Source organism: Roseateles terrae (genome assembly GCF_014192155.1).
GTDB classification, from domain to species: Bacteria; Pseudomonadota; Gammaproteobacteria; order Burkholderiales; family Burkholderiaceae_C; genus Roseateles; species Roseateles terrae.
The window spans coordinates 958733-974261 of sequence record NZ_JACHXO010000001.1; the positions used below are offsets into that span (position 1 = coordinate 958733).

The 15529-nt window shown below is 65.9% G+C and carries 15 protein-coding genes; 12 read left to right on the forward strand and 3 right to left on the reverse strand.

Translation table 11 applies throughout. The features are described from left to right. Positions 1-93 precede the first annotated feature (93 nt). On the reverse strand, positions 94-1461 hold the full coding sequence (gene pmbA / locus FHS28_RS03955; protein ID WP_088448988.1) for a metalloprotease PmbA: 1368 nt from the start codon (positions 1459-1461) through the stop codon (positions 94-96). An 83-nt stretch (positions 1462-1544) separates the two neighbouring features. Between pmbA and yjgA the strand changes: the two genes are divergently transcribed. The 3 genes from yjgA to FHS28_RS03970 are packed head-to-tail and all read left to right on the forward strand — an operon-like array spanning position 1545 to position 3256. Beyond that, complete coding sequence (gene yjgA, locus FHS28_RS03960) at positions 1545-2132, forward strand: ribosome biogenesis factor YjgA (protein WP_088448987.1); 588 nt, start codon at positions 1545-1547, stop codon at positions 2130-2132. Beyond that, a complete protein-coding gene (gene mog, locus FHS28_RS03965; protein ID WP_088448986.1) occupies positions 2125-2757 on the forward strand; it encodes a molybdopterin adenylyltransferase in 633 nt (210 codons plus the stop codon). Before yjgA ends, mog begins: the two co-directional genes overlap by 8 nt. Positions 2758-2776: 19 nt before the next feature. Next, positions 2777-3256: an FKBP-type peptidyl-prolyl cis-trans isomerase gene (locus FHS28_RS03970; RefSeq protein WP_088448985.1), complete on the forward strand. Its 480-nt coding sequence runs from the start codon at positions 2777-2779 to the stop codon at positions 3254-3256. Between the two features lie 189 nt (positions 3257-3445). Here FHS28_RS03970 and cysE read toward each other — a convergent pair whose 3' ends face one another. Next, positions 3446-4216 (reverse strand): serine O-acetyltransferase, encoded by a 771-nt coding sequence (cysE, locus tag FHS28_RS03975; protein WP_088448984.1) that lies wholly within the window; start codon positions 4214-4216, stop codon positions 3446-3448. Between the two features lie 222 nt (positions 4217-4438). Next, the gene (locus FHS28_RS03980) at positions 4439-5236 is read right to left on the reverse strand and encodes an RNA methyltransferase (protein WP_088448983.1); all 798 of its coding nucleotides are present in this window, start codon (positions 5234-5236) and stop codon (positions 4439-4441) included. A 175-nt stretch (positions 5237-5411) separates the two neighbouring features. Here FHS28_RS03980 and FHS28_RS03985 point away from each other — a divergent pair, with 175 nt between their 5' ends. From FHS28_RS03985 to pnuC, 9 genes are all read left to right on the forward strand, one after another. Continuing rightward, on the forward strand, positions 5412-6392 hold the full coding sequence (locus FHS28_RS03985) for an inositol monophosphatase family protein (RefSeq protein WP_088448982.1): 981 nt from the start codon (positions 5412-5414) through the stop codon (positions 6390-6392). A 115-nt stretch (positions 6393-6507) separates the two neighbouring features. Continuing rightward, complete coding sequence (locus FHS28_RS03990) at positions 6508-7104, forward strand: hypothetical protein (RefSeq protein WP_184294115.1); 597 nt, start codon at positions 6508-6510, stop codon at positions 7102-7104. Positions 7105-7274: 170 nt separating this feature from the next. Then, positions 7275-9875, forward strand: coding sequence for a DNA mismatch repair protein MutS (gene mutS / locus FHS28_RS03995; protein ID WP_246409469.1), 2601 nt, complete (start codon positions 7275-7277; stop codon positions 9873-9875). Between the two features lie 37 nt (positions 9876-9912). Further along, entirely contained in the window at positions 9913-10878 is a 966-nt protein-coding gene (locus FHS28_RS04000) for an alpha/beta hydrolase (protein WP_088448980.1), read from the forward strand. A 159-nt stretch (positions 10879-11037) separates the two neighbouring features. Then, positions 11038-12702 carry a CTP synthase gene (gene pyrG / locus FHS28_RS04005; protein ID WP_088448979.1) on the forward strand — a complete coding sequence of 555 codons (1665 nt, stop codon included), beginning with the start codon at positions 11038-11040 and terminating at the stop codon, positions 12700-12702. Positions 12703-12741: 39 nt separating this feature from the next. Continuing rightward, complete coding sequence (locus FHS28_RS04010) at positions 12742-13029, forward strand: DUF1330 domain-containing protein (protein WP_058935435.1); 288 nt, start codon at positions 12742-12744, stop codon at positions 13027-13029. Positions 13030-13143: 114 nt separating this feature from the next. Further along, positions 13144-14430: a phosphopyruvate hydratase gene (gene eno / locus FHS28_RS04015; protein ID WP_088448978.1), complete on the forward strand. Its 1287-nt coding sequence runs from the start codon at positions 13144-13146 to the stop codon at positions 14428-14430. 173 nt (positions 14431-14603) lie between these two features. Next, complete coding sequence (gene ftsB, locus FHS28_RS04020; RefSeq protein WP_058935437.1) at positions 14604-14873, forward strand: cell division protein FtsB; 270 nt, start codon at positions 14604-14606, stop codon at positions 14871-14873. A gap of 6 nt (positions 14874-14879) precedes the next feature. Then, positions 14880-15524, forward strand: a complete 645-nt coding sequence (pnuC, locus tag FHS28_RS04025; RefSeq protein WP_184294117.1) for a nicotinamide riboside transporter PnuC — start codon at positions 14880-14882, stop codon at positions 15522-15524. Positions 15525-15529 lie beyond the last annotated feature (5 nt).

Below are 15529 nucleotides of genomic sequence, written 5' to 3' on the forward strand. Positions count from 1 at the left end.
AAGTCTCCTGGGTTGTTGTGTCCTGGAGGTTCCCCCACGGGGTGGCGGTTCGTCAATCGAGGGCTGCCCGGGGAGCCCGCCCCCGAGGCACGATCAGGAGCCGGCCAGCTTCATGTTGGCGATCAGTACCGAGCCGACCGTCTTGGCACCCAGGTTGTAGGTGTCCGCGCCGATGCCCACGATCTGCTGGAACATGTCCCGCAGATTGCCGGCGATGGTCACTTCGTTCACCGGGAAGGCGATTTCGCCGTTCTCCACCCAGTAGCCGCTGGCACCGCGCGAATAGTCGCCGGTCACATAGTTGACGCCCTGCCCCATCAGCTCGGTGACGAACAGGCCGGTGCCCAGCCGACGCAGCATTGTGGGCAGGTCGTCGCCCGGGGCGGTGCAGCGGCTGCGCATCACCAGGTTGTGCGAGCCGCCGGCATGGCCGGTGGTCTGCAGGCCCAGCTTGCGGGCGGAGTAGGTGGAGAGGAAGTAGCCCTTGAGCGTGCCGCATTCCACCACGGTCCGCGGACGGGTGATCACGCCTTCATCGTCGAAGGGCGCGCTGCCCTTGCCCTTGAGGATGTGGGGGTCTTCCATCACGTCGATGTGCGAGGCCAGCACCGGCTTGTCCAGGCTGTCCAGCAGGAAGGTGGCGCGGCGATACAGCGCACCGCCGCTGGTGGCCTGCACCAGGGCACCGAGCAGGCCGGCAGCCACCGGGGATTCGAACAGCACCGGCACATTGGCCGTCTTGACCTTGCGGCCCTTCAGGCGCGCCAGGGCACGCTCCGCCGCATAACGGCCGATGGATTCGGGGCTGGACAGGTCGGCGGCGTCGCGCATGGAGCTGTACCAGGCGTCCCGCTCCATGCCGGCGCCGCGGCCGGCAATGGGCGCCACCGACAGCGAATGGCGCGAGCTGGCATAACCGCCGCGGAAGCCCCGGCTGTTGCCGGTGAAGAAATGGGACTGCTGCGCGGAAACGGCCGCGCCTTCGGAATTGGTGATGCGCGGGTCGGTGTCGAGCGCGGCGCGTTCGCAGCGCAGCGCCAGTTCCGCAGCGGCTTCCGCGTTGATGTCCCACGGGTGGAACAGATCCAGCGCCGGGCGGCTGGCTTCGTCCAGCGACAGTTCTTCGTCCGTCGGCAGGCCGGCGAACTCGTCTTCGGCGGTGAAGCGGGCGATATCGAAGGCGGCGCGGACGGTGTCCTTCAGGGCCTTGGGCGAGAAGTCGGAGGTGCTGGCGTTGCCGCGGCGCTGTCCCAGGTAGACGCTGATGCCCAGGGACTTGTCACGGTTGCGCTCGACATTCTCCAGCGCGCCACGCCGCACCGACACGGACAACCCGCAGCCTTCCGACACTTCGGCGCCGGCATCCGACGCACCCAGCTGTTTCGCCTCGGCGAGGACATCCTCGATCAGTTGGCGAAACTGGTCCTGGCTGTAGGCAAAACCTTGTTGGGCTTGACTCATGAGATCTCGAATCTGGTGCAAAGAACTATCATACGGGCCCTGCGCCTGTCCTGGCTCAGCCGGCGGCCCCACCTGATTGCCACATGTACGAAGAATACGAAGACCCCGACGACGAACGCCCCAGCAAGAGCCAGCTCAAGCGGGACATGGCCGCCCTGCAGGCCCTGGGCATCGAACTGCTGTCCCTGCCGGAGAAACGCGTCGCGGCACTGAACCTGCCCGAAGCGCTGATGGACGCACTGGCCGAAGCCCGGCGCATCAAGGGCGCCCATGAGGGCAAGCGGCGCCAGCTGCAGCTGATCGGCAAGCTGATGCGCAATGTCGACCCCGAGCCGATCCGCGAGGCAGTGGCCGAATTCAAGCTCGGCCGCGCGCAGGACAGCCTGCAGCTGCATCAGGCCGAGCGCTGGCGCGTGCGGCTGGTCGAGGAAGACCCGGCACTGCAGAGCTACATCGAGACCTTCCCGGACACCGATGTGCAGCAGTTGCGCAGCCTTATCCGCGCCGCCCGCAAGGACCGTGCTCAGGCGCCTGAGCAGCGCAACGGCCGCGCCTGGCGCGAGCTGTTCCAGATGATCAAGGCCCAGGTGCTGGCCGAGGCCAGGGCCAGCGGCGCGCAGGTCGACGAGGATGCGGACGAAGAAGACAACGAGGACGACCGCGATGACTGATCCGCGTCCGCAGGACGCAGCGCCGGGCGCACACAGTGCTGATGCGGGCACGCCCGCGGCGGTGCGCATCGGCATCGTCTCCATCAGTGATCGCGCCTCCCGTGGCGTGTATGCCGACCAGGGCGTCCCCGCACTGCAGGACTGGCTGTCGCGTGCGCTGATCAATCCGCTGCAGTTCGAAGCGCGGCTGATTCCCGATGAGCGGGCGGTCATCGCCCAGACATTGCGGGAGCTGGTGGACGACGCCGGCTGCCACCTGGTGCTGACCACCGGCGGTACGGGCCCGGCGCCCCGCGATGTGACACCCGAAGCCACGATGGACGTGGCGGACCGCGACATGCCGGGCTTTGGCGAACAGATGCGCCAGATCTCGCTGCATTTCGTGCCGACGGCCATCCTGTCGCGGCAGGTGGCGGTGATCCGCGGCCAGTCGCTGATCATCAATCTGCCTGGCCAGCCCAAGGCCATTGCCGAAACGCTGGGCGGCCATCCGGCTGCCAAGGGTATCTTTGCCGCCGTGCCCTACTGCATCGACCTCATCGGCGGCCCTTATCTGGAAACGCGGGACGAGGTCTGCGCCGCTTTCCGACCCAAATCCGCCCAGCGCCCGGCGCGCCAGGGCTGATCATCGAGATCCAACACCCATGAAAATCACCAAGGACACCATCGCCACCGTCGACATCAAGGTGGCCGACAAGCTCGGCCGCGTGATCGAGAAGACGGACGAGCCGATGGCGCTGCTGATCGGCGGCTATGGCAACACCCTGCCGGCCATCGAAGCCGCGCTGGAAGGCCAGGAAGCCGGCTTCCAGACGACGCTGCAACTGACGCCGGCGAACGGCTTTGGCGAGCGCGACGAAAGCCTGATGCTGACCATCCCGAAGAAGGACTTCCCGCCCGGCGTGAAGGTGGGCGGCCAGCTGGAAGTGCGCCCCGGCGAAGGCGCGGACTTTCGCGTGTTCACCGTGGCCAAGATCAAGGGCGACACGGTGCATCTGGACGGCAACCATCCGCTGGCCGGCCAGCATCTGCAGGTCAGCCTGAAGGTGCGGGAAGTGCGCGAGGCGACGGCCGAAGAGATCGAGCATCGTCATGCGCACGGTGCGCATGGGCATCACCACTGAAGCCTGATCACTGAAGGCTCATCACTGAAGACAGAGGGCGCCCCGAGGGGCGCCCTTGTTGTTCGTGGAGACTGCAGGCGGCAGCTGGCGGCAGCTGGCGGCCGCTGGCGGCAGTTGGCGGCGGTTGGCGCCGGGCCGCAGGGGCCTTCCAGATGGCTGCGGGCGGCGAGGTCTGACCTCGCCCCGGCGTCACTTCACCAGCCGCTCCAGCTCTCCCGCGTCAAAGCGTTCGCCCTGCTGCGCCCCGGCCGGCACACAGTCCTTGCGCTGCTGCGCTTCGGAGAGTGCGGTGATGGCCTGCCACAGCAGCGCGATCTGGTGCTCCTGCGAGGACGCGTTGTCGATCAGGCCTTTCATCGCCTGCGCCATTGGATCGTCGCCCTGGCTGACGCCGTAGGCAGAGAATCCCATGCGCGCTGCTGCTTCTTCGCGGCGGGCATCGGCTTTGGCCTCGATGATGCGGGCCGGGTTGCCTACCGCAGTTGCGCCCGCGGGCACCGGCTTGGTGACCACCGCGCCAGAGCCGACGCGTGCGCCCTCCCCGACGGTGAAGCCACCCAGCACGCAGGCATTGGCACCCACGATGACACCGCGCTCCAGCGTCGGATGCCGTTTGGCCCCCTTCACCAGCGAAGTCCCGCCCAGGGTCACGCCCTGGTAGATGGTGACCTCGTCGCCGATCTCCGCCATCTCACCGATGACCACGCCCATGCCGTGATCGATGAAGACCCGGCGGCCGATGGTCGCGCCCGGGTGAATCTCGATGCCGGTGAGGAAACGCGCGACATGGGAGGTGAAACGGCCCATCCAGCGGAAGCCCCGGGTCCAACAGGCGTGCGCGAAGCGGTGCAGGACGATCGCATGCAGACCCGGATAACAGGTCAGCACTTCCCAGGCCGAGCGGGCGGCGGGGTCGCGTTCGAGGATGCAGGCAATGTCTTCGCGAAGACGTTGGAACATGGCAGTGGCAGCGCCTGGGCTGTCCGAAACAGGGTTGAAGAAGGAGACCGGGATCACACCCCGGGCAGCGCCGGGGGAACGAGGGGGCAGGCAGTTTAGCGAAGGGCGCCGGGCGCTGGTGGCGTGAGGACTTTGAGACGTGCCCACGGCCGGCGCACACCTGCGGCGCCGAACGACTCGGGCGTGCCGGGCGTGTCGGACGTGTCGGACGTGTCGGACGTGTCAGCCGCCGCTGCGATCACATTGTTTGTCGATGGCCCGGGCGATGCCACGCAGGATGTGCACCTCTTCCTGCGTCAGCGCCGCCCGGTTGAACAGCTGATTCAGCCGTGGCATCAGCTTCTTCGGCGCCGCCGGATCCAGGTAGCCCAGCTTGACCAGGCTGCCTTCCAGGTGACGCAGCAGGCCCTGCACCGCCTGGGCGTCCGCCCGTTGCGGATCCGCGGTTCGGGCCTGTACGTCATAACCGCCCAGGGCCTGGCGCCAGTCGTAGGCCAGCAGTTGCACCGCCTGAGCCAGGTTCAGCGACCCGTACACCGGATGGGTGGGAATGGAGAGCACGGCGTGGGCACGGTAGACGTCCTCATTGCTCATGCCATAGCGCTCCGAGCCGAACACGAGCGCCAGGCGATGGCCCTGGCCGTCGGGCAGGGTCGCCAGCTCCTGGAACAGCTCGCGCGGGGCGCGGGTCGGCGGGCCGAAGTCGCGCGGCGTCATGGCGGTGGCACAGACGAAGGTGCAGCCGTCCAAGGCGTCTTCCAGACGGTCCACGATGCGGGCGCGAGCGAGGATGTCGGCGGCCCCGCTGGCCATGGCCACGGTATCTTCCTGGCTGAGGACATCGGCGAACCGGGGACGGACAAGGACCAGATCTTTAAAGCCCATCACCTTCATGGCCCGCGCCGTCGCCCCGACATTCCCGGGGTGGCTGGTTTCGATCAGAACGAAGCGGGTCGGATCGGCGGCCACAGGAATCGTGCCGTTTTCGGCGCTGTCGGAAGGGTGGGACGGCTGCGACATAAGGGAAACCACGAACTCTGTGCCAAAATGGCAGATTATCCGCGCCGACGGCCGGTCATCAGCAGGGCGCCTCAACAGGCCACACCGCTGTTGGCCACCGTGACGACCTGCAAGGGTCGGCGCCACGCTCTTTCTTCCCCGTCAGTCCACCTCCCCAGTTCAGGAATCGTCCCGCATGACGCAAGTTGCTCTTCATCCCATGCTCAACGTCGCCATCAAGGCGGCCCGTGCTGCAGGCGCCATCATCAATCGCGCCTCCATGGACCTGGACATCCTGAAGATCAACACCAAGTCGCCCAACGACTTCGTGACCGAGGTGGACCAGGCTGCGGAAGCAGCCATCATCGAGATCCTGCTCCAGGCGTATCCGGAGCACGGCATCCTGGCCGAGGAATCGGGCCGCACCCATGGCGCCCGTCACTCCGAATACCAGTGGATCATCGATCCGCTGGACGGCACCACCAACTTCATCCACGGTTTTCCGGTCTACTGCGTGTCGATCGCCCTGGCGCATCGCAACGTGGTGCAGCAGGCGGTGGTCTATGACCCCACCCGCAATGACCTGTTCTACGCGACCAAGGGTCGCGGCGCCTTCCTGAACGACCGTCGCCTGCGGGTGTCGCGTCGCACGCGGATGAGCGATGCGCTGATCGGCACGGGCTTCCCGTTCCGCCGTGGGGACAACTTCAAGCGCTATATGAAGATGTTCGAGGAGATCATGACGCAATGCGCGGGCGTGCGTCGCCCGGGCGCGGCGGCGCTGGACCTGTGCTATGTGGCGGCTGGTCATTACGACGCCTTCTTCGAGACGGGTCTGAACCCGTGGGACGTGGCTGCAGGGTCGCTGATCGTGACCGAGGCGGGTGGCCTGGTGGGCAACTTCACTGGCGAGCCGGACTTCCTGTTCCAGCGCGAAATCCTGGCGGGCAGCCCGAAGATCTATGGCCAGGTGGTGCAGACGCTGGCGCCCTACTCCCGCGTGATTACTGCGGACGATCTGGAAGCCGATGCGGCAGCGGCACAGCAGCCGGATGGCGGAAAAGCCAAGATCAAGGCCGGCAAGACGGCGGAAGGCGCTGAAGCAGCACCGAAGAAGCGCGGTCCGGTGCGGATCAAGAAGGCCGATGCGGATGCAGGCGAAGATTCGCCTTTGTGAGTCTTGACGATGGGGGAGCCCCCCCATCCGCTAGTGAGAGAGCCCTCCTTGGTGAGGGCTTTTTTGCGAGTGCGTCCGGCGCTTTGCGTGGCTGTTGGGCGCCAACCGATGGCTGGTGTCGGTGCTCGAACGTCTCAAAACGCTTTCAGCCGAACCGATCGAGCGGGTTTACCGAGACGGGGCCGTGAGAGATGCCATGCGCTTTCATCCCATCAACTGGCAAGCCACCAACATTCCTATCAACAAGACAGACTTGGCAGGCCTTCCCGCGCATGGCTACGACCACCCGGAGTTCGAACTCCACCAGTTCCAGGTCTCCAAGGGCAAAGGCCGAATCGTCGGCTTTTTCGATGAGAACTGGGTCTTCAACATCGTTCTGTTGGATTCATTGCACGACCTGCAACCCTCCAGGAGCTTCGATTACGCGGTGGACCCCAGTGGGCCGCTGAGCTGCGAACTGACGAGCCTTCGTGAAGCGTTGAAGCAGCGCATCAGACAATGCCAGACAGATAGCTGCCGTGCCGCGCAGCAGATCTCCGATCTGGCAGATGCCCATGATCGCGACGCTGAACGGTTTGAGATCCTGATGGTCAAGGTCAAGGACGCTACCCAACTCCAGTGGGCCAAAAGCCTGGTGGCGCAAGGAAAAGCCGCATCCCTGGCGGACATATTTGAAACGGGCCTGCTTGCCGTGGACGCGCAAACCGCCTGAGCGCCCCACTTCGGGGGTGTATTCGTCGTTTTGATTCGGGGGGAACTCAGTTGCTGTCACCCTCTTTGGCGGGCCTATCGTCACCAGCAGTCCGACGCTGCCCTACACTCTCGCTCCGCAGACCCTTCACAAGCCCTCGGTCCGAGGGCTTTGTTCATTTTTCGAGCCCGATGAACAGCGCCGCCGCCCCCGACGATTTCTCCCAGCACACGCCGATGATGGCGCAATATCTACGGATCAAAGCTGAGTATCCGGAGACGCTGGTGTTCTACCGCATGGGAGACTTCTATGAGGTCTTCTTCGATGACGCGCGCAAGGCCAATCAGCTCCTGGATGTCACGCTGACCACCCGCGGCCAGAGCGCGGGCGCTCCCGTGGTCATGGCGGGTGTCCCCGTCCACGCCCTCGAAGCCTATCTGGCCAAGCTGATCAAGCTTGGCGAAGCGGTGGCCATTGCGGAGCAGGTGGGTGAAGTCGGCGCCAGCAAGGGGCCCGTGGAACGCAAGGTCGTCCGCGTGGTCACCCCCGGCACCGTCACCGACACCGAATTGCTGGCCGACAAGCAGGACTCCATCCTGCTGTCCGTCACCGCCCAGGGCAAGACCTTCGGACTGGCCTGGCTGTCGCTCACCCAAGGCCAGCTCGGCCTGGGTCAATGCGACGAACGAGAGCTCGGCTCCTGGCTGGCGCGCCTGTCGCCGGCTGAAGTGCTGGTGGACCGGGACAAGCACCCCGCCGCCGTCCTGGCTGCCCGTCTGCCCATCACCAATCGCCCCAGCTGGCAATTCGACGCGCAGCTCGGCCTGCGCAAGCTTTGCCAGCAGCTGTCCGTCGCCAGCCTGCAAGGCTTCAATGCGCAGGAATTGACCGCCGCCCATGCCGCCGCGGCCGCGCTGCTGTCCTACGCCGAGCACACCCAGGGTCGCGCGCTGTCGCATGTGAAGAGCCTGCAGGTGCAGCGCGCCACCGACCTGCTGGATCTGCCACCCGCGTCGCAGCGCAATCTGGAGCTGACCCAGACGCTGCGCGGCGAGACCTCCCCCACCCTGCTGTCGCTGCTGGACACCTGTCGCACCGGCATGGGCAGCCGTGCGCTGCGGCACTGGTTGCTGCATCCGCCCCGCGACCGAGCGCCGGCCAAGGCCCGTCAGGAAGCCATCGCCGAACTGCTGACCACCGGCTTCGAGCCGCTGCGCGAAGCCTTGCGTCAGGTGTCGGATGTGGAGCGCATTGCCGCTCGCATCGCCTTGCGGCAAGTGCGTCCGCGCGAGCTGGCAGGTCTGCGCGCCACACTGCAGATCCTGCCCGAGCTGGCGCAGACGGTGCCGACGGGCGCCCCGCTGCTGGACGAATTGGCTCAAGGCCTGGGTGCTTCGCCCCACCTGGCCGAGCTGCTCATCCGCGCCATTGCCGAAGAACCTGCGGTGCTGCTGCGGGACGGCGGCGTGATCGCCACCGGCTTCGATGAGCAGCTGGACGAGCTGCGCGCCATCCAGAACAACTGCGATGCCTTCCTGCTCGACCTGGAAACCCGCGAGCGCGCACGGACCGGCATCAGCAACCTGCGGGTGCAGTTCAACAAGGTGCATGGCTTCTACATCGAAGTCACCACCAGCGGTCTGGACAAGGTGCCGCTGGACTATCAGCGCCGCCAGACGCTGAAGAACGCCGAGCGCTTCATCACCCCCGAGCTCAAGACCTTCGAGGACAAGGCCCTGTCCGCGCAGGAGCGAGCCCTGGCCCGCGAAAAATTGCTGTTCGAAGCCGTCATCGACCAGTTGACCGAAGAACTGCCCACCCTTGCCCGGCTGGCCCGCTCCCTGGCCGCGCTGGACGTGCTGGCCGCGCTGGCGGAACGTGCTGCCACGCTCAACTGGTGCCGCCCGGACTTCGTCAGCCACCCCTGCATCGACATCCAGGGCGGCCGCCACCCGGTGGTGGAAGCCCGGCTGCGCGAGACCGGCGGCGGTGAGTTCATGGCCAATGACTGCCGCCTGGACGCCCGCACCAAGCTGATGGTGATCACCGGCCCCAACATGGGCGGTAAATCGACCTTCATGCGTCAGGTCGCCTTGATCGCCCTGCTGTCGGCCATCGGCTCCTATGTACCGGCCACCAGCTGCCGCCTCGGCCCGATCGACGCCATCCACACCCGCATTGGCGCGGCGGATGACCTGGCCAATGCCCAATCCACCTTCATGCTGGAGATGACCGAAGCGGCTGCCATCCTCCACAGCGCTTCGGAGCAGTCCCTGGTGCTGATGGACGAGATCGGCCGCGGCACCTCCACCTTCGACGGTCTGGCACTGGCCGGGGCGATCGCCACCCATCTGCACGACAAGTGCCGGGCCTTCACCCTGTTCGCCACCCATTACTTCGAGCTGACCGAGTTCCCGGCCAAACATCCGCAGGCGGTCAACATGCATGTGTCGGCGGTGGAGAGCGGCGAGGACATCGTCTTCCTGCACGAGATCCAACCCGGTCCCGCCAGCCGCAGTTACGGTGTGCAGGTGGCACGGCTCGCCGGGATGCCGTCGCCGGTCGTGCGTCAGGCACGGGCGGCACTGGAAGCCCTGGAAGCACGCGCCAGCGAAGGCGAAATTCAGATCGACCTCTTCGCCCCCCCGCCCGAGCCTGCCCCATCCGCCAGCGCCGAGGTGGAATCCCCACTGCTCGACGCCCTGCGGGACGTCGACCCGGACGCACTGAGCCCCCGCGAGGCGCATGCGATGCTGTATCAACTCAAATCGATGGCCAGCCAGCGCCACTGAGGGCAGGGCTTTGCTGAAGGACTGACTGACCACTTCCATGAGCACCGCCCCGTCCCACCCCCACCCCCCTGCGCATGCGCAGCCGCAGACCCATCCGCATCCGCACGCGCCTGTGCACGGCCAGGCGCCGGCGTTGAAGTCGCGCACCCTGGTCTTCTCCCACGCCAACGGCTTTCCCGCCGGCTGTTACCGGGTGCTGTTCGAGCACTGGGAAGCGGCGGGGTGGACGGTGCATGCGCTGCCACGCCTGGGCCACGACCCCCGCTTCCCCGTCACCAGCAACTGGCCGCATCTGCGCGACGAGCTGCTGCATTTCATCGACGACCAAGTGAAGCCGGACGACCCCGTGGTGCTGGCCGGTCATTCGCTCGGTGGCATGGTGTCGCTGCTGGCAGCCTGCAAGCGCCCCTCCCTGACCGCCGGCGTGGTGCTGCTGGACTCACCGGTGGTGGATGGCTGGCGGGCACATAGCGTGCGGATGGCCAAGGCGGCCAAGTTCATTCACCGCGTCTCGCCCGGCAAGGTGTCCCGCACGCGGCGCCATGAATGGCCCAGTCTGGACGACGTGCACCAGCATTTCGCCGCCAAGAGCAAGTTCGCGCGCTGGGATCCCCGGGTGCTGAAGGACTACATCGACAGCGGCTTCGACCGCCTGGAGGACGGCCGCATCAAGCTCGGCTTCAGCCGCGACATCGAAACCCGCATCTACAACACCCTGCCGCACAACCTGCCCCGCATCCTGCGCAACCATCCGCCGCGCTGCCCGGTGGCATTCATCGCCGGCACGCAATCAGAGGAACTGCGCCAGGCCGGTGCCGCGGGATCCAAAGCCCTGGCCCGCGACCTCTTCCGATGGTTTGAGGGCACCCACCTCTATCCCTTCGAACGGCCCAATGACACGGCGGCGCTGGTGCTGTCGCTGATCGACGAAATGCGGCTGACGGGCGGCGCTTCCGGCTCGCCACCGGCCGCCTCCACGGCCTCGCCAGGCGCTGTCGGCTAAGAGTGTCATGTCACCAACAGCGCCCTTGCCCCCGGCCGGGGTCGGGCCTTGGGACACGCATATAATGCCGCTTTACCACCACGGCGTTTTTGGGTGTTTCGATGTTGGGCCCGCCTTTTCCGGGCGTGCCATGCGAGGGAACCAGGGCGCTGCAAGACAATGACCAAGTACGTCTTCGTCACCGGCGGTGTCGTGTCCTCCCTCGGCAAGGGCATCGCATCCGCCTCTCTCGCCGCGTTGCTCGAATCCCGCGGCCTCAAAGTCACCCTCATCAAGCTGGATCCCTACATCAACGTGGATCCGGGAACGATGTCCCCCTTCCAGCACGGGGAGGTGTTCGTGACGGACGACGGCGCCGAGACCGACCTGGACCTCGGCCACTACGAACGCTTCATCACCACGCGGATGAAGCGCAGCAACAACTTCACCACCGGCCAGATCTACATGTCGGTGCTGGAGAAGGAGCGCCGCGGTGATTACCTGGGCAAGACCGTGCAGGTCATCCCCCACATCACCAATGAGATGCAGGAATACATCCGTCGCGGCGCCGGTCACGGCACGCCGGACGCGGTGGACGTCGCCATTGTGGAAATCGGCGGCACGGTGGGGGATATCGAATCCCTGCCCTTCCTCGAAGCCGCGCGTCAGATGAGCCTCAAGCTCGGCCCGACCAACGTCGCCTTCGTGCATCTGACCTACGTCCCCTGGATCGCCGCCGCCGGCGAGCTCAAGACCAAGCCCACCCAGCACACCGTGCAGAAGCTGCGCGAGATCGGCATCCAGCCGGACGCGCTGCTGTGCCGTGCCGACCGCCGCATCCCTGACGATGAACGCGAGAAGATCTCGCTGTTCACCAACGTCCCGGAATACGGCGTGATCTCGATGTGGGACGTCAATACCATCTACAAGGTGCCCCGCGTCCTGCACGAGCAGGGTCTGGACCAGCTGATCTGCACCAAGCTGCAGCTCAACACCAAGTCCACCGACCTGAAGCGCTGGGACACGCTGGTGCATGAGGTCGAGAATCCCAAGACCGAAGTCACCATCGCGATGTGCGGCAAGTACACCGACCTGTCGGACAGCTACAAGTCGCTCAACGAAGCCCTGCGCCACGCCGGCATCCACAACCATGCCCGCGTGAACATCGAATACGTCGACTCGGAAACGCTGGACGACGACCGCGTCGCCCAGCTGTCGAAGTACGACGCCATTCTGGTGCCCGGCGGCTTTGGCAAGCGCGGCGTGGAAGGCAAGATCCGCGCGGCCCAGTACGCTCGCGAGACCCGCACCCCCTACCTGGGCATCTGCCTGGGCATGCAGGTCGCAACCATCGAATACGCGCGCCATCTGGCCCACCTGGACGGCGCCAACTCGACCGAATTCGAGCCCGAGTCGCCGCATCCCGTCATCGCCCTGATCGATGAGTGGCAGGACGCCGACGGCACCATCCAGAAGCGCGACGAAAAGTCCGACCTGGGCGGCACCATGCGTCTGGGCGCCCAGAGCTCGGACGTCAAGCCCGGCACGCTGGCCTATGAAATCTACGGCCCGGTGGTGACCGAGCGTCACCGCCACCGCTACGAGGCCAACGAGCACTATCTCGACCGCCTGCAGGACGCCGGTCTCGTGATTTCCGCCATCACCCAGCGCGAGAAACTCACCGAAATCGTCGAGCTGCCGCGCACGGTCCACCCCTGGTACATGGGCGTGCAATTCCACCCGGAATTCAAGTCCACCCCCTGGGGCGGCCATCCGCTGTTCACTGCCTTCATCAAGGCCGCCCTCGAGCACAAGACCAAGGGCGCCCACGCGGGCAAGGCCTGATCGCCCTGCCCTGACCGCCGTCCCACCCGAAAGCGCCCCATGCCCGCCTTCATCATTGCCGACGTGACCGTGACCGATGCCGACCAGATGGCGGCCTACCGTGAATGGAGCACCAAGGCGATGAAGGAACATGGGGCGGAAGTGCTGGTGCGCGGCGGCGAGTTTGAAGTGCTCGAAGGCCCCTGGACGCCAAGCCGACTCGTGGTGCTGAAGTTCAGCGACCGCGAGGCCGCCAAGCGCTTCTATCACTCAGACACCTACCAGCACGCCAAGACCCTGCGTGAGAACGCCGGGGTCATGCGCATGATCGTCGTCGACGGCGTCTGACGCCCTCACCGGCCGTCCCTTCCCAGGGCTGTCGGGTGACGATTGTTCAGCGGTGGTAACCGATCGCTGGCACCATGCGCGGCGCAAAAGTTTTTTTACTTTGGAGACTGTTTCATGAGCGCGATTGTTGACATCGTTGGACGCGAAATCCTCGACAGCCGGGGCAACCCCACCGTCGAATGCGACGTGCTGCTGGAGTCTGGCGTGATGGGCCGTGCGGCCGTTCCGTCGGGCGCCTCCACCGGTTCCCGTGAAGCCATCGAACTGCGGGACGGCGACAAGAGCCGCTACCTGGGCAAGGGCGTGCTCAAGGCCGTGGAACACATCAACACCGAGATCTCCGAGGCCGTGCTGGGCCTGGACGCTTCGGAACAGGCCTTCCTGGACAAGACCCTGATCGACCTGGACGGCACCGAGAACAAGAGCCGCCTGGGCGCCAACGCGATGCTCGCCGTCTCCATGGCCGTGGCCCGCGCCGCTGCCGAAGAATCCGGCCTGCCCCTGTACCGCTACTTCGGCGGCATGGGCGGCGTGCAACTGCCGGTGCCGATGATGAACGTCATCAACGGCGGCGCCCACGCCAACAATTCGCTGGACCTGCAAGAGCTGATGATCGTGCCGGTGGGCGCGCCCAGCTTCCGCGAAGCCCTGCGCTGGGGTGCTGAAGTCTTCCACGCGCTGAAGAAGATCATCGACAGCCGCGGCATGCCCACCGCCGTGGGCGACGAAGGCGGCTTTGCCCCGAACGTCGAGAGCCACGAAGCCGGCCTGCAGCTGATCCTGGAAGCCATCGACAAGGCAGGCTACACCCCCGGTGAGCAGATCGCCCTGGCCCTGGACTGCGCCGCCAGCGAGTTCTACAAGGAAGGCAAGTACGTGCTGGAAGGCGAAGGCGGCGTGCAGCTGAGCGCCGAGCAGTGGACCGACATGCTGGCCACCTGGGTCGACAAGTACCCCATCATCTCGATCGAAGACGGCATGGCCGAAGGCGACTGGGACGGCTGGAAGCACCTGACCGAGCGCCTGGGCGACAAGGTCCAGCTGGTGGGCGACGACCTGTTCGTCACCAACACCAAGATCCTGAAGGAAGGCATCGACAAGCGCATTGCCAACTCGATCCTGATCAAGATCAACCAGATCGGCACCCTGACCGAAACCTTCGCCGCCATCGAGATGGCCAAGCGCGCCGGCTACACCGCCGTGATCTCGCACCGCTCGGGCGAAACCGAAGATTCGACCATCTCGGACATCGCCGTCGGTCTGAACGCCGGCCAGATCAAGACCGGTTCGCTGTCGCGCTCGGACCGCATGGCCAAGTACAACCAGCTGCTGCGCATCGAGGAAGACCTGGGCGATGTCGCCGTGTACCCGGGCCGCGCTGCGTTCTACAACCTGCGCTGATCGCCCGCCCGCTCGCGAGCCCGAAGCGATGCCTGAAAGGGCATCCCAAAGGGCTTGTTGACTTGGGTTCGAAACAACGCCTCCCTCGTGGGGGCGTTTTTTTTGCATGGCCCACCCATATGCGGTAGGCCAGCCATCAAGGCTTGCGATGCACTCCGGCTAAACTTCGGCCCGTGAAAGTCCTGGCCATCGTCCTGACCGCCTTCCTGGTCGCTATCCAGGCCCAGCTCTGGCTGGGCAAGGGCGGCCTTGCCCGCGGCGTTCAGTTGCGCGCCGAACTGCAGCAGCAGCAGGAAGCCAACGAAAAAGCCCGTGCCCGCAATGCGCAGCTGCAGGCGGAACTGCTGGATCTGCGCGAAGGCCTGGAGATGGTCGAAGAAAAGGCCCGGATGGAACTGGGCATGGTCAAGCCGGACGAAGTGTTTGTCCCGCTGCGACGCTGAACGCCGATGCTGCCTGACGTGCTGAAAGCGCTGCTCGACCTGGCGCTCACCCCTGCCTTTACCGCCCTCGGCAGCCCGATCTCCTGGCTGGAGCTGGTGGCCTTTGTGCTCGCCCTGTGGATGGTGGTGTGCAACATGCGGGTGCAGGTGCTGGCCTGGCCGCTGGCACTGACCAGCTCCCTCCTCTACTTCGTGCTGTTCTGGAGCGGCAAGCTCTATGGCGAGGCCAGTCTGCAGCTGCTGTTTGCAGGACTCGCCCTGTGGGGCTGGTGGCAATGGCTGCGTGGCCGCACGGCCGACGGCCACACGCTGCATGTACGCACCCTGAGCTGGCGCGGACGATGGCTGGCGCTGGGCCTGACCCTGGCCGCCTGGCCGCTGCTGGGTCTGTTCCTGCAACACCGCACCGATTCCCCGCTGCCTTACTGGGACGCGCTGCCGACGGTGGCCAGCATGACCGGCCAATGGTTGCTGGGCCGCAAATACCAGGAGAACTGGCCGGTGTGGGTGCTGGTCAATCTGGTGAGCGTGGCGCTGTTTGCCTTCAAGGGCTACTGGCTGACGGTGGTGTTGTATGCCGTTTTCGTGCCGATGTCGGTCGCGGGCTGGCGCGCCTGGCAGCGCCAGCGGGGCACGGCCGTTCCGGCCTGAGGCCC

What these genes read in the sequence shown, in the direction of transcription:
- mog (WP_088448986.1), top strand. Translation starts at nt 2,125, where the DNA reads ATGACTGATCCGCGTCCGCAGGACGCAGCGCCGGGCGCACACAGTGCT.
- pyrG (WP_088448979.1), top strand. Translation starts at nt 11,038, where the DNA reads ATGACCAAGTACGTCTTCGTCACCGGCGGTGTCGTGTCCTCCCTCGGC.
- FHS28_RS03970 (WP_088448985.1), top strand. Translation starts at nt 2,777, where the DNA reads ATGAAAATCACCAAGGACACCATCGCCACCGTCGACATCAAGGTGGCC.
- pmbA (WP_088448988.1), bottom strand. Translation starts at nt 1,461, where the DNA reads ATGAGTCAAGCCCAACAAGGTTTTGCCTACAGCCAGGACCAGTTTCGC.
- yjgA (WP_088448987.1), top strand. Translation starts at nt 1,545, where the DNA reads ATGTACGAAGAATACGAAGACCCCGACGACGAACGCCCCAGCAAGAGC.
- pnuC (WP_184294117.1), top strand. Translation starts at nt 14,880, where the DNA reads ATGCTGCCTGACGTGCTGAAAGCGCTGCTCGACCTGGCGCTCACCCCT.
- FHS28_RS04000 (WP_088448980.1), top strand. Translation starts at nt 9,913, where the DNA reads ATGAGCACCGCCCCGTCCCACCCCCACCCCCCTGCGCATGCGCAGCCG.
- eno (WP_088448978.1), top strand. Translation starts at nt 13,144, where the DNA reads ATGAGCGCGATTGTTGACATCGTTGGACGCGAAATCCTCGACAGCCGG.
- FHS28_RS04010 (WP_058935435.1), top strand. Translation starts at nt 12,742, where the DNA reads ATGCCCGCCTTCATCATTGCCGACGTGACCGTGACCGATGCCGACCAG.
- FHS28_RS03985 (WP_088448982.1), top strand. Translation starts at nt 5,412, where the DNA reads ATGACGCAAGTTGCTCTTCATCCCATGCTCAACGTCGCCATCAAGGCG.
- cysE (WP_088448984.1), bottom strand. Translation starts at nt 4,216, where the DNA reads ATGTTCCAACGTCTTCGCGAAGACATTGCCTGCATCCTCGAACGCGAC.
- mutS (WP_246409469.1), top strand. Translation starts at nt 7,275, where the DNA reads ATGAACAGCGCCGCCGCCCCCGACGATTTCTCCCAGCACACGCCGATG.
- FHS28_RS03980 (WP_088448983.1), bottom strand. Translation starts at nt 5,236, where the DNA reads ATGTCGCAGCCGTCCCACCCTTCCGACAGCGCCGAAAACGGCACGATT.